The following is a 12,457-nucleotide window of genomic DNA, read 5'->3' on the forward strand; positions in this document are numbered from 1 at the left end:
GGCGATGTCGGGTGGCCGGTGAGCGGCTGGGCCTAGTGGCCGACTGCGGGCATGCCGAGGGGCCGTCGCCTGGGTGGCTGGCGGGCTCCTCGGGGCCTAGACGTGGTGCAGGGTGTTACGGCGGGGTTTTCGGAGCGGGTCCCGGTATTGGGGTGGGATGAACTCCGGTAGGCCGTCGGCCGCCATTCGTACTTCCCAGTCGCCGTGGTGAATCAGCCGATGATGGAAACCACACAACAGGACTAAATTCCGGAGATCGGTCGGCCCGCCGTCTGCCCAGTGCTCAATATGATGAGCGTGGCAATTCTTCGGCTTCCGGTGGCAGCCGGGGAAGGCGCAGCCGCCGTCGCGGATGTTGAGTGCGCGTCGTTGGCCTGGGGTGACGAACCGTCTCAGCCGCCCCATATCCAGTGGTTCACCCGAGGCACCCATCACGACCGGCACCATCAGGCAGTCGCAGGCGGCGAGCCGGGCTTCCCGCGCCGTCATCGTCCCCACGAAATCCAGGCACGCGGTGCCGAGGCCGGATTTGAGTTCCTCGAGTCCGACGGTGACGTGGACGAGGGTCCGGTAGCCGCTGGTGCCGGGCTGGTCGGGGCACGCGATCGCGAGATCGAGCAGGTCGGCCCAGGCATCGCCCATGCGTTCGCACTTCATCCGCAGATCCGCCTGACCGAACTCATCCACCGGCCGCGGCTGGGCGTGTGCTTCCAGCGCGGCGGCGGTCCGGGCCCCGGTCTCGTCATCGAGAAGACCGGTGAGCTTCCAGAACCCATCCTTGCGCCGTTCCAAGGTGATCTCGCGGCGCGGTTCCTTCGGCTCGGGATCTTTGGGTTCCTTGCCGTCAGGGTTGAGCAAGTCCTGCAGGTTCGCTTCAGCCTTGGCGAGCTGCCGGGGACCGGCACTCGGCGCGAGATTGCCGAGGATCTGCTCCGCTCCCGCTCGGTCTTCCGCCGAAATGTCGGCGGGGAGGTTTTTCAGGATCTCCAGGATCTGATCGATCCGCTCATCCCCGACCAACCCCTGAGCAGCGACCGCAGCGGTCGCGGGAGCGACCGGCGGAACCTCCGTGCCATCCAACGCACGCGTCGGGTTCAGCGCGATCGCCCGCTTCACGATCGGACCCGCCTCACCCCGCGACAACCCCGCGATCTCGGCGAGCCAGCTTGCCGTGCTGCCGTGCCCGTACAGGTCTTTGACGCCCCGAGACTCGATCTCCGCCAGGAACCGGCCCAGACAGGCGGTCGCGATCCGGATCACCTGCAAAGCGTGCTGCACGCCATGGGCAAGCTCCAGCTTGCCGGCGCGCCACAGTTCCTGCGGCAACTCGGGGAGGAAGGTCTCGGACACGACTCCATAATACCCGAAGAAATCGAACACGTGTTCGTAATTTTAAGCAACAAGCCAACTCGTATCGACAAGCCTGAAGAGTGAACGGCCGCCAATGCCGAATCACCCTGCGAAGCCAACTTGCGCATTTAGTCGACTAAATGCGGACATCGAGCAAAGCGAGTAGCCGAACGAACGCGAACAGCAGTCGCCTAGCATCCACATCATGACGACAGGCACCACGACCACAGTGGAACTGACCCGCTTCAAGGTCCCCGCCGACCGCGCGGACGAACTCCTCCAGGCCCGCCCCGCGATGATCGCCGACTTCCGGGCTGACAGGGAGGGCTTCCTGGACGCCCAGCTGATCCGGGTCGACGACGAGACCTGGCTCGACGTCGTGTGGTGGCGTTCCTCCGAGGACTTCGCGGCGTCCAGGGAGAAGGGCGCGAACCTGCCGGGGATCAAGGCCTTCTTCGCGCCGATCGCCGAGCTGGTCTCCGCCGAGGAGGGTGTCACGAGCGACCACATACCGGGACGGGAAATATCGCCGCCGCCAGTCCGTTGACCAGGGGGAACGAGCAAGGTCACGGAAGGAATCGGCGATGAGCACAGACACGTTCACCCGGGACTGGCAGGACTGGAAGACCCAGCGCGAGCGCGATCTCGCCGATCCGCTCGGCTGGCTCGCCCTGGTCTCGCTCGACTGGTTGGAGGACAAGCCGCGCGCGTACGAGGGGCTGCCCGGGTTGTGGTGGCAGGACGCCGACGCGGCGTACCTCGACCCGCGGGGCGCGGACCTCTCGCACGACGGCGAACGCATCACCGGTGTCCGTCGCTTCGAGCTGGTCAACAGCGGCGCGACCACCCGGGTCGTCGCCGGTGACATCGAGATCGAGGTCGCGCGTCGTGGCGGGTATCTGATCCGGACGCATGACCCGAAGGCGCCGGTGCTCAACGCTTTCCGCGGTGTCCCGGCGTACGAGCCCGACGAGTCCTGGGTGCTCTCCGGAACCTTCGAGCCCTTCGACGAACCGCGGCCGACGACGGTCGGAGCGGTCGTCGAAGGGCTCAGTCACGTCTACGTCTCCCCGGGCATCGTGCGTTTCGAGCACGACGGCGCGGAGCACACGCTCACCGCGTTCAACGGCAAGAAGGACGGCCTGCTCATCCTGTTCACCGACGCCACGAGCGGTGTCACCACCTACGCGGCGAACCGGTCGCTCGCGGTCCCCGAGCCCGCCGAGGACGGGTCGGTCGTCCTCGACTTCACCCGCGCGACGAATCTGCCGTGCGCGTTCACCGATTTCGCCACCTGCCCGTTGCCGCCGGCGGGCAACGATCTGCCGTTCGCGGTGGAAGCGGGGGAGAAGCTGCCCTACGAACGCTCAAACTGAACCGTCGCGAGCGCTGTCATCGCCTCCTGTTCGCGCTGAGCCAGCTCGGACAGGACGGCGGACGCGTCGTTCAGCGGTCGGACGTCGCCGGTTTCCCCTGCCTGTGCGAACAAGCGCGCGACTTCGGTCCACAGTGGAACGATCTCGCGGTACTTCTCATACGCGCTGAGGAGACCGGCGTCGTCGACGAGGGTCGTGCACTCTTCGAGGAAGTCGCGGTAGATCCGCCGGAAGAGCGCGCCGCCGGTGCCCGCCCGTTCCATCAGGATCGCGGCCTGTGGCAGATCGCGGGCCGGATCGTCGCTGCGGTCCAGCCATTTCCGCACCTGGACGGCGGCCTTGCCGATGCCGCGATACCCGAGGTTCGCGATGGGCGGGTTGAGGAATTCCGCCGCGTTCGCCCGCACCGCGGCCCGGATGGCATCCGGAAGCGGCCTGACAGGCGCATCCGCGGCGATGGTGAACGAACGGTTCTTCGCGGTCATCGGGCCCTTCTCCGCGCGAGCGCGTTCCAGGCTCTCCAAGGATGTCGACACCGATCCACCCTGTTGCGCCGTGTCGACGACGAAGGCTCGCTCGTCGTCATAGCCGTACAAGGCGACGAAGTGCCCTCCAAAGTGGACCTTCGAGGTGAAGTACTCCAAGTGGTACGAGTCGAGCTGCAGGCCGACAGGCACTCCGCCGTCGATCTGCTCGGCCACGTTCCGCCAAGCCGTGCGCATCGACGACGTTTCCTTGACCTGCAAGGCCAACCCGAGCCGGTCGGTCAGCTTCCGCGTGATCTCGACGGGTTTGGCACGCCCGCCGAGGAAAGGGAACGGCAGATTCTTTCCGTCCCAGTAGATGAAGCCCAGGCCTTCGCCGAGTCCGAACAGCATCGGCTCGGAAAGCTCGAACCCGGCGTGCCGCAGGAGGACGTCGAGTGTGCTGGTCTCGCAGTGTTCCCCGCCCGTGGTCTTGATTCCGTCGAGGATCACGAGGCCACCGGCCAGGCGATCTCGGTGCGGTACGCCTCGGGCGCGACCGACGGCCCGGGTGCCACCAGGTACAACTCCTCGGCGGGCCCTGCGGGGACGCGGTCGCGTTCGGCGAGCCAGCGGCCGAGTGATCGGTACGCGGTCTCGACGTCTTCGTAACGACCCTCGTGAATCGTCGCGACGAGCAGGCCACCGGGAAGCTCGGCGGCGCCGATGTCGCGGTCGTCCCGCACCGGCCCGTCCACGGGTACGAACAGTTCGATCGTCAACTCGTCGGGATCCGCGGCGAGGTAACGGGTTCCGGGCGGCCCGGCCGGCCTGACCCCCTGAGCGTCGAGCGCCGCGAACAGCCGTGTGTACGCGGGGCCGATCAGCTCCGCCAGGCCGTTCAGCGGAGTCCGGATCGACAGGCGGGCGATCTGCTGCGGTGCGCGCACGCGTTCGTAGACGTGCAGCCACCGCGTCGGTCCGGCGAGCACGGAGTCGAGTTCGTCGCTGATCGCCGCGAGCTCCGCGGCCCGCGCCGCCACCCGGTCGTGATGCCGTTTGATCGCGGCCCGCACCTCGTGCGGGTCGCCCGCGTCCAGGATCTCGGCGATCTCCGCCAGCGGCACCTCCAGCTCCCGAAGCCGCCGGATCAGACCCGCGCGGGCGAACTGGTCGAGCGAATACCGGCGGTATCCGGTGGCGGGATCGATGACGGCGGGCACCAGCAGCCCGATCCGGTCGTAGTTCCGCAGCGCGCGGACCGACAGCCTGGTGGCGTGCGCGAACACGCCGATCGGCATCAAGGTCGTCATGGGACCAGCCTGAACCCTCTCCCGGGGAGAGGGTCAAGCCGGTACCTCACCCCAGTGACAGCCGATCGAGATCCGGGGCGGACGCGTGGTCGTTGCCCAGCTCGATAGTGTTCGCCCCCGCCTTCAGATCGACCGGCAAAGACGTCGTGAGCTGAGTGTTGTTTCCGGCGCCGTCGACCTTGACCTCGATCGGCGTGCCGCCGTTGACCGTGACGAAGTACGAGCGCGGCCCATTGACGGTGAAGTCGAGGTAGAGGGTGTAGCGCCTGGTCTCGGGCACGGTGATGCCGTCGAAGCGCACGGACGAGCCCGGGTCGCCGCCGATGTTGCGCACCTTCTGGCCACCCGAGCACACGCCGCAGTTCGTGACGCCCGCGTCGCCGACGTCGTTCGCCGAGTCTTCGGCCTCGCGCATGAAGACCCGGTCCACCGGCCGTGGGCTCACCCGGACCGGTTTGCTCACCGATTTCGCCCGTCCGAGCAGGTCGAACGACGCGGTGACCGGGATGTCGGCCGCGGTGACGCCTTCGGGGGAGACGAGCGTCCAGGAGGCTTGCAGTTCGTCGCCGACGCGCATGGACTCCGCCGTCGCCGGAGCGCCCCGCAAGGTCCAGCCCGCCGGGACGACCGGTGCCAGGGAGACCTTCCCGATCGCGTCGTCGGCGTCGAGCCGCAGCTTCGCGGTCACCCGCAAGGACTGCTGCCCTGGCGAGAGCCATTGGATGCCGCCGGGTTCGACGGTCAGCGTCGTCTTCGGCGTGTAGGACGACGGTGGCAGGGGAGCGATCGCGATCCGGTCGAGGCCAGGCCCCGACCGTGCGTTGCTGAACACCTTGACCGTGTTGGCGCCGGCGTTCAGCGCGACGGGGATCGCCGTCGACGCCACGACTCCCGGCGTTCCGGCGCCGATCGCGGTCTCGACGGGGGCACCGCCGTTGACGCTCACCGCCACGGACGTCGCGGGCCCGCCCGTGGTGTCGATCTGAAGCCGGTGACTTCCGGCTTCGGCGACCATCACGTCCGGATAGGTGACGGAGTTGCGCGGGCCGCCGCCGAGGCCGGTGACCTGGAACGATCCGGAGCAGGACGAGCAGTGACCCAGGTGGGCGCGGCCGTCGTGATCGTTGCGGAAGGCCTCGGCCTCCAGCGGAACCTGCGCGCCCGATCCCGAACTCGGGTAGCCGTACGCCACCTTGATCTCGTCGATGGCCAACTGCCGGTAGAAGGGTTTCGCCTGCGGTCCCGACCAGGTGTTCAGCACCTCGAGTTTGATGAACCGGGTCTGCCGTTCGCCGAAGTCGATGAACTGCACGCCGCGGGCGCTCGGCATCGCGCCGGTGCGGACCGGCTCACCCCAGTTCCGTCCGTCGTCGCTGACGTAGAGGCGATAGTCCTGGATCCGGGCCGAGTCCTCCGGCCTGCCGAACGATTCGCGCGCGTGGGTCGGCGACATCTCGCGCTGATTCACCGCGAGGTAGGCCGCGGCCCGCCGCCTGCCGAGGTCCAAGGTCACCGAGACCGGCTGCTTGCCGTCGGCGTCCCAGTAGTTCTCGAAGTTCCCGTCGACGAGGTTCGACGCCGGATGCCCGGCACGCGCGGACGACGCGGTCGCCTTGATCGTGCGGGAGTCGTGGAAGTACCGCTGCCCGGTCGTCTCCACCTTGAACACCGTGTCGTAGGTGTCCCAGTCCTTGATGTCCACAATGGTCAGATGACCGCCGGATTGGCTGAACCGCAGCTGCTTCCCCGTGCGCACGTCGGACACCCTGGTCACTTTGTAGCCGTTGTCGCGCAGGCGGAGCAGGTCGGTACGAGGGCGAGTGACGACGTGGAGGTACTGCGTTCCGGCACCGGGCTCGACGGTGATCACACCGTGCGCGCCGTCGTTCCAGAACCCGGGTTGCATCCCTCCGTACATGTAGCCGCCGCCCTCTTTGCCCTGCAGGGAGGACTTGATCGGCGGCACCCAGCTCGCCATGAAGTTGTTGTACGCCTCCTGCTGTGGCGGGAACTTCCCGTTCACCATCGGGGTTTCGGCCATCAGCGACTTCATCGACGAACCCGCGTTGGTGATGTAGCGCCCGGTGGACAGCCGGAAGTCGACGGCCTGATCGGTGCCGTCGTACCACCAGCCACCGTTGGTCGGCAGTTTGTAGTCGGCTTCGGTGAGCCTGGGCATCGGGGTGAACGCGGCCTGCGGATAGTCGTACGGCGGCGTGATGCCCGTCTTCTGTTCGTTGCTGACCGTGTCCATGATCGGGGTGTCCTCGTTGTTGTTGCTCAGCAACCAGGACGGGCGTTTCTCGCGGATCTGTTCGTAGAGCTTGTTCTTTTCCCAGTACTCGTTGTCGTTGTCGATCCAGAACCCGGCGAGATCCGCGTAGCGGTCCATGACCTCGTGGAAGAGGTCGTAGCTGTACTCGCCGAAGCCCGGGCGAGTGGTGAGGTCGACCTGCTTGCCCTTGTAGGCGGAGTACGCGGCGGAATCCAATGACTCGACACCGGTCTCCTTGTGCCACTGCGGATCGTCGGTCATGTAGAGGATCGTCCGGACGCCCTTCGCGTTGCCTGCCTTGACGAGTTCGCCGAGGAGGTCGCGACGGGTGGAGCAGCTGCCCGGGATCGCCGACGGCCATGGCCGCGCGTAGCCCAGCCTGCTGTGGAAGGTGGCCAGCACGATGTAGGAGGCGCCGAGCTTGCGGGCTTCGTCCACCCAGTAGTCGGCGCTCCAGCCGCCGTCGTTGACCGCGCGTTCCCAAGCGGCGCAGTCGGTCTGGCGTGGCGCGGTGAACATGCCCCAGTGGAGGAAGAGTCCGGCGGTGGCCTCGCGCAGCCACTTCTGGCGGGGATGATGCACTTCCGCGCTCGCCGCGGTCGTGGTGAGCAGGCTCGCCAGCAGGGCGAGGACCAAAGCGAGCCAGGCAGTGCGGTGAACTCTCATGACCATCCGCTCTCATCCAGGGCATGGTTACCGAGAGATCCGATGATTGCGCCAGAAAACGCGGTGGTCAAGCCCCGATGAGCGGGACACCCGTTAAGTCATCCGAGGTATTTCGCGAACAGGGCCCTCTCGTCTGCAGTACGAGAGGGCCCTGTCGGGACTCAGATGTTGAAGCCCGGATGGGTCGCGAAGGCGTTGTCGATCACGAGGTTCCCGCGCTGGCGGGCCCGTTCACGCAACGCCGACGTCGTGCGGGCGCCCTGGGCGTAGAACCACCACAGGTAGAGCGCGCCGTACATCCAGGCGCCCTCGTAACCCCAGGTGGAGTCGGCGCCGCTCTTGCCGGCGCCGAACACCGAACCCGCCGGGAAGTTCGCGTTGTGCGGCTTCCCGCCCTGATGGCGCGATTCGTGGATCAGCGTCTCGGCGCGGCCGGGAACGTCCTTGGAGTACCAGAAACCCAGGTACAACTCGATCCGGTCGTCGACGAACGCCCCTTTGAACGAGCGTGCGATGGCGCTGCCGTCGCCGCAAAGCGAGCGGAGGTCGTCGCAGTTGTCGCGGACGTAGCGGCGTGCCCAGTTCAGCATCGCGCCGGAATAGGCGTCGTTCTGGTAGTCCTGTGCCGAATAGGTCAGGAGGTAGCACGCGTTGAACGTCCGGGCCAGCGGCTTGTCGGTGTTGCACGCGTCTTCCCAGCCGAAGCCGTCGTCCCAGTAGTCCTTGTTGCCCGCGAAACCGTAGGTGTTCCAGAAATAGTCGATGTAGGTCTGATTGCAGATCAAGGCGCCGTAGAAATTGTCCCCGGTCACGTTCTTGTCCGGCACGGTGTAGCTGCAAGTGGCCATCGGAGATCACCTGTCTGTAGAAGGAATTCGTTCTGGTTCAGGAGCGCGGAGGCTCGGGCGGTGGCACGTCGTCGGTCCGCGAGTCCTTCACGTACCGGCCGCCGACGGCCTGCGGGACACCGCGGACGTCGACCCGCCGGATGTTCAGCAGGCGCTCGTCTTCGGTGCCGCCGAGCTCCTCGCGCACCCGCGCGGTGAGTTCGGTGTCCCCGGTCTCGGCGATGGCCTGGACCGCTGCGCGCCGCACCGTGAACACCTCGTGCCGGACCTGCCGCAGCAGCAGCTCCTTCGCTGCGCTGTCCCCGGCGGATGCCAAGCGCGCCAACGCTTCCACGGCGGTGGTGCGGATGATCACCTCTTCGCCGACGGTGCTGATCCCGTGTGCGGGGTCGTCGGAACGCTCCGGCGGGATCGGCTGGCGCAGCACGTTTTCGAGCGCCGGGACGGCGGCGGCGTGCCGGAGATCGGTGAGCAACTGGACCAGGCCCCACCGCTCGAGGTACTGCTCCTCGGACAGGGCGTCGTACTGCGCGCCGAGCGCCGGGACGACGTCGTCCGCACGCTCGCGAAGCCGGTCGAGGCTTCGCTGGTAATTGCGCTCGGCGTCCTCGCCGGACGCGGCCATGGTTTCGGCGGCCTGGGTGACCAGTTCGCCGATTTCGCTGTTCGAGAAGCTTCCCAGGCCCGAACTGCCAGGGCCCGCTTCGAGGTTGTCGCCACCCGGGCCCAAGGACGGGGTGTCGGGATTGCGTGGGGTCGGCATGAGGTTCTCCTTCGCAGCGGCGGTGATGCTGACGGAAGGAAGGAACGCGATCCCCGGCGGCAGATACCTGGTTTTCCGAAAATCGCCCGTTGGGGCAGATCGGGATTTTCACCGCGGGAATCCGAAAAGGATTTTGCTCACCAAAAATGCGGCGGCCTGCGAAAAGCCTTCACGGATTCCCGCTCGTGATCAATGCCGGACGTCGATGACGACGCGGTTCGGGGAGGTCAGCGTGAACACGGTGACCGCGGTCCTCGACCGGACGCCGAGACCGATGGACAAGACGCCTTCGTAGTCGCCGGTGACCGCGACCGCCATGACGTTGCGCAGATTCCGGGTCCGGAACTTCTGCGGACCGGGATAGGTGGGATTCCCGGCGTCGTCGTGCGCGGCGGCAGGGGTCGCGGTGACCGCGATGAAGAATTCCCCGGTCAGCCAGACGATCTCGCCCGAGCCGTCGGCGATCAACTCGTCGACGAGGTCGTACCGGACGGCGGGTGCCGGGCCTGCGGTCAGGTCGAGCACGACCCGGTCGAACCCGGTGTTCTGGCCGGTGCGGATCCCCGTCATCGTGGGGATCGCCGGTGCCGCGACGGAAGCGGGCGCGGCCGCGGCGATGGCGCCGGTCAGCATGAGGGAGGTGGCGGCGAGCGCTCCGAGCGCGCGCCGGAGGTTGATGGCCATGGTGATGACCTCCTGCCGGAGAGCTAATTCCGGAAAGACGCCCGGATCGCCGGGACGGTTGGCATTCTTGGCCTTATCGTTACTGATCGCCGTATAGTCGTCGAGCGATCTCGAAGTCGGCGGGGAAATGGTTTTTCACGCGCTCCGCGAGTAGATTGAGATAACGGAGATCGCTTTTCGCGGAGGCGATGAGATGCGTGAATCTCCGGTCGTCCTCCCGGTAGCCGTCCTCCTGGGAACCGAACACGCACTGCACGTCGGTGGTGCGTCCGCCCCAGCACAGCGCGCCGAGAAGGTACTGCTCGACAACGAGGTTGTAATCCTCGAGCGGCGCGAGCCGTTGCCAGGCCGCCTGATTCTCGGCCGACTCCACCATGCGGACGGCGAGGTCGGCGTAGTGACGGAGGAGAGGAACCGCCGTGCCGCCGACGATTCCGGTGCACAGCGCGGCTTCCCCGGTGTAGTCGCGGAATTCCTCCGGCAGGAAGCCGCCGGTGCTCCGGATCGCCGCGGCGACGGCCGTCGGCCGGTAGTAGCCGGCATCGGAAGCCGGTGCGTGCTCGGGATTCTGCGCGACGATCTCCCCGTCCAGCCCGTCCGCGGGGAAACCCGGCCAGAGGAACACGTCGTTGTCGATGTGCAGGAACGGTTCGCGCTGCTCCCGGTACGCGTGCAACTTCCCGAGCGCCCACCAGGACGGGTCCTGCCCGGCGAGTCCGTTCAACGACAGCGAAACTTCGTCGAAGGGCAGCCGCAACCGGGCGACGAGCAGTTCGTATCCCCAGTCGTCGGTCACCAACACGGTCGTGGGAAAGAGGCGGGACGCGAGGCGGAACGACAGGATCCACGACAGCGCGTGGAAGAAGTCGCTGGGCCAATGTCGCCCGTGCCGCCGCCGGTACGGAGTACTCCAAAACGACCAGACCGCCCGGCGGATCGGGTGCGCGGCCCTGTCACCCGGACGGACCACGCGGACCATTGGGGGACGCCAACCCGACTCGATGACCTCGCCATATGCGGCGTGCCGGGGAATCCCGGGCGCGAGCAGGCGGCCGCCGATGGCGACCGCTGCGCCGGGGTCGTATCCGTAGTACGGCATCGCGGAGTGGTTCGGGCCGGGGTGGTCGAACGTTACGACGGCCGGCGACGGAAACCGCTGAGGTAGAGCACGGCGACCACGGTTGTCGTGCCGAGAGTCGTCACGAGGAAGGATCCGGTGACCAGATAGAGGCCGCCCACGCCGGCAAGTGAAGCTTTGATCAGCTTCACGATTCCTTCGTGTTCGTTGCCCGAGGCATTCTTGGCCATTTGTCGAACCCTCCGCGTGTGGTGTACTAGTACACCGTAGGGCGCGACGACCGGTGAAACCTTCGCCGGTTCTGATCTTTCACGGTCAGGAGGAGTTTCTTGTCGTCGAGGGTGGGCTCTCTGATCGTCGGCCGTTGTCCTGCCGCGTCGCGAATTGTCGATCATCGCCGTGATTCATGGAGGGCGTAGTGACAATCCAGCTGGAGGGGGAGTGTCTTGACGGCACGCGTCCGGTCGCCGCGGTCGAGGCCGCGCTGCGCTGGCTCGCGGTCCGTAAGGACGGCCGACCGCTCAGGTTCCTGCGTTACGCGATCGAAGACCCGGCGAGTGAGTCGGCCGCCGTCCTCGGTTGTCTCGTCCGGCCGACGGCGTCGATGACCACGGCCGCCCCGGAAGTGCGGGCACTCGCGGTCTGGGGATTGATCCTCGACGAGGTCGCGAGGATCGGGTCGACCGCGGAGTCCCGGCGCCGCAACACTTTGAGTGCCGCGTTCCGGATAGGGGAGCGTCAGTGGAAGTCGACGCTGGATGACCGCTTCGGTCAATTGAGAGACGTGCGCGGTGTCTTCGGGGATCCGCCGCCGACCACGACGACACCGATGCACAAGGCCTGGCGGCGGGCGGTGAGCGACAAGCTCGCCCCTTGTCTGGCAACGAATCTCGCGATACTGGCGGTCGATGGCGAAGCCTGGCGGCCTTATGTGGAGATAGCTCGGGCCGCCTCGTCGGAGCCTCGATCATCCGGTGGCAGGACGCCTTCGGGTGGGGCGCAGCCTGTGTTCCTGGAACGCCTGCTGGTAGCCGTGGAAATGCGACGGCGGGCGGCCCATCGCCGGCTGACGGTGAGAAACATCGTCGCTCGCGAGGATGGAGTAGGTGGCTATATGGCGCGGGCTCTGACCGGGTGGACCGACGATCTGGCGTCCATTCCCGTCAAAGCGATCTTCGGTTGCCATGTCGAGACTTCACCGGGTGTCCAGCCGGGGGACCCGATGATCGTGGACCTTCGTTTTCCGAGACCACTGCGTAAAGGGGAGCGGCACGAGTTCATCTCGCTCGCTTGTGAAGAGGACCCGGACGAAGAGCGGTATTGGATCAATGTCGACGTCGACCATCATGGGATCGCGCCGGGCGTCGTCGATGGAGAGGGCAAGGTGACAGGTGGTCTGAGCATCAGCATCACGTTCGACGACTGTGTGCCGGAGGCCTGTTGGTGGTACGCGGAGCAGACCGACTACGAACGTCTGGTCCGACCTCCTGCCGGTGATCGGCGTCTGCTCGAGATTCGGCGAGGCGTCGTCGAGCACACGTTTCTGGGACCTTGTCACCCGCGGGAGGAATACGGCATCGCTTTCCGCTGGCCTCAGTCCTGATCGAAGCGGGCCGCGAATCGATGTGGCCCGCTCCGGC

At 66.8% G+C, this 12,457-nt stretch carries 12 protein-coding genes; 3 read left to right on the forward strand and 9 right to left on the reverse strand.

Features of this window, described 5'->3' with window-relative positions:
* Positions 1-96 precede the first annotated feature (96 nt).
* A complete protein-coding gene (locus AJAP_RS13740; RefSeq protein WP_038522995.1) occupies positions 97-1,350 on the reverse strand; it encodes an HNH endonuclease signature motif containing protein in 1,254 nt (417 codons plus the stop codon).
* A gap of 205 nt (positions 1,351-1,555) precedes the next feature.
* Between AJAP_RS13740 and AJAP_RS13745 the strand changes: the two genes are divergently transcribed.
* Together AJAP_RS13745 and AJAP_RS13750 are read left to right on the forward strand one after the other, a co-directional pair.
* On the forward strand, positions 1,556-1,897 hold the full coding sequence (locus AJAP_RS13745; RefSeq protein WP_038511386.1) for an antibiotic biosynthesis monooxygenase family protein: 342 nt from the start codon (positions 1,556-1,558) through the stop codon (positions 1,895-1,897).
* A 37-nt stretch (positions 1,898-1,934) separates the two neighbouring features.
* On the forward strand, positions 1,935-2,726 hold the full coding sequence (locus AJAP_RS13750; protein WP_038511387.1) for a DUF1684 domain-containing protein: 792 nt from the start codon (positions 1,935-1,937) through the stop codon (positions 2,724-2,726).
* Here AJAP_RS13750 and AJAP_RS13755 read toward each other — a convergent pair.
* The 8 genes from AJAP_RS13755 to AJAP_RS44365 form a co-directional block, all read right to left on the reverse strand.
* The gene (locus tag AJAP_RS13755; RefSeq protein WP_038511390.1) at positions 2,708-3,703 is read right to left on the reverse strand and encodes a BtrH N-terminal domain-containing protein; all 996 of its coding nucleotides are present in this window, start codon (positions 3,701-3,703) and stop codon (positions 2,708-2,710) included. The two genes, AJAP_RS13750 and AJAP_RS13755, sit on opposite strands and share 19 nt — an antisense overlap.
* The gene (locus AJAP_RS13760) at positions 3,700-4,503 is read right to left on the reverse strand and encodes a MerR family transcriptional regulator (protein ID WP_038511393.1); all 804 of its coding nucleotides are present in this window, start codon (positions 4,501-4,503) and stop codon (positions 3,700-3,702) included. The genes AJAP_RS13755 and AJAP_RS13760 overlap by 4 nt, the downstream gene beginning before the upstream one ends.
* Before the next feature lie 46 nt (positions 4,504-4,549).
* Positions 4,550-7,450 carry an alpha-L-fucosidase gene (locus tag AJAP_RS13765; protein WP_038511396.1) on the reverse strand — a complete coding sequence of 967 codons (2,901 nt, stop codon included), beginning with the start codon at positions 7,448-7,450 and terminating at the stop codon, positions 4,550-4,552.
* Between the two features lie 155 nt (positions 7,451-7,605).
* A complete protein-coding gene (locus AJAP_RS13770) occupies positions 7,606-8,292 on the reverse strand; it encodes a hypothetical protein (protein WP_038511397.1) in 687 nt (228 codons plus the stop codon).
* Positions 8,293-8,329: 37 nt separating this feature from the next.
* Positions 8,330-9,055 carry a HEAT repeat domain-containing protein gene (locus AJAP_RS13775; protein ID WP_038511400.1) on the reverse strand — a complete coding sequence of 242 codons (726 nt, stop codon included), beginning with the start codon at positions 9,053-9,055 and terminating at the stop codon, positions 8,330-8,332.
* Positions 9,056-9,244: 189 nt separating this feature from the next.
* A complete protein-coding gene (locus AJAP_RS13780) occupies positions 9,245-9,739 on the reverse strand; it encodes an AMIN-like domain-containing (lipo)protein (RefSeq protein WP_038511402.1) in 495 nt (164 codons plus the stop codon).
* A gap of 79 nt (positions 9,740-9,818) precedes the next feature.
* Positions 9,819-10,838, reverse strand: a complete 1,020-nt coding sequence (locus AJAP_RS13785; RefSeq protein WP_038511404.1) for a DUF6734 family protein — start codon at positions 10,836-10,838, stop codon at positions 9,819-9,821.
* Between the two features lie 32 nt (positions 10,839-10,870).
* On the reverse strand, positions 10,871-11,047 hold the full coding sequence (locus tag AJAP_RS44365; RefSeq protein ID WP_167551711.1) for a hypothetical protein: 177 nt from the start codon (positions 11,045-11,047) through the stop codon (positions 10,871-10,873).
* A gap of 176 nt (positions 11,048-11,223) precedes the next feature.
* On the opposite strand from AJAP_RS44365, the gene AJAP_RS13790 reads away from it, so the two are divergent.
* A complete protein-coding gene (locus AJAP_RS13790) occupies positions 11,224-12,420 on the forward strand; it encodes a hypothetical protein (protein WP_228694934.1) in 1,197 nt (398 codons plus the stop codon).
* Positions 12,421-12,457 lie beyond the last annotated feature (37 nt).

Origin of the sequence: Amycolatopsis japonica, assembly GCF_000732925.1 — a bacterium.
GTDB classification, from domain to species: domain Bacteria; phylum Actinomycetota; class Actinomycetes; order Mycobacteriales; family Pseudonocardiaceae; genus Amycolatopsis; species Amycolatopsis japonica.

Coding starts and splice junctions, on each gene's coding strand:
- AJAP_RS13770 (WP_038511397.1), bottom strand. CDS start 8,292: ATGGCCACTTGCAGCTACACCGTGCCGGACAAGAACGTGACCGGGGAC.
- AJAP_RS13790 (WP_228694934.1), top strand. CDS start 11,224: ATGGAGGGCGTAGTGACAATCCAGCTGGAGGGGGAGTGTCTTGACGGC.
- AJAP_RS13785 (WP_038511404.1), bottom strand. CDS start 10,838: ATGCCGTACTACGGATACGACCCCGGCGCAGCGGTCGCCATCGGCGGC.
- AJAP_RS13775 (WP_038511400.1), bottom strand. CDS start 9,055: ATGCCGACCCCACGCAATCCCGACACCCCGTCCTTGGGCCCGGGTGGC.
- AJAP_RS44365 (WP_167551711.1), bottom strand. CDS start 11,047: ATGGCCAAGAATGCCTCGGGCAACGAACACGAAGGAATCGTGAAGCTG.
- AJAP_RS13745 (WP_038511386.1), top strand. CDS start 1,556: ATGACGACAGGCACCACGACCACAGTGGAACTGACCCGCTTCAAGGTC.
- AJAP_RS13765 (WP_038511396.1), bottom strand. CDS start 7,450: ATGGTCATGAGAGTTCACCGCACTGCCTGGCTCGCTTTGGTCCTCGCC.
- AJAP_RS13780 (WP_038511402.1), bottom strand. CDS start 9,739: ATGGCCATCAACCTCCGGCGCGCGCTCGGAGCGCTCGCCGCCACCTCC.
- AJAP_RS13760 (WP_038511393.1), bottom strand. CDS start 4,503: ATGACGACCTTGATGCCGATCGGCGTGTTCGCGCACGCCACCAGGCTG.
- AJAP_RS13750 (WP_038511387.1), top strand. CDS start 1,935: ATGAGCACAGACACGTTCACCCGGGACTGGCAGGACTGGAAGACCCAG.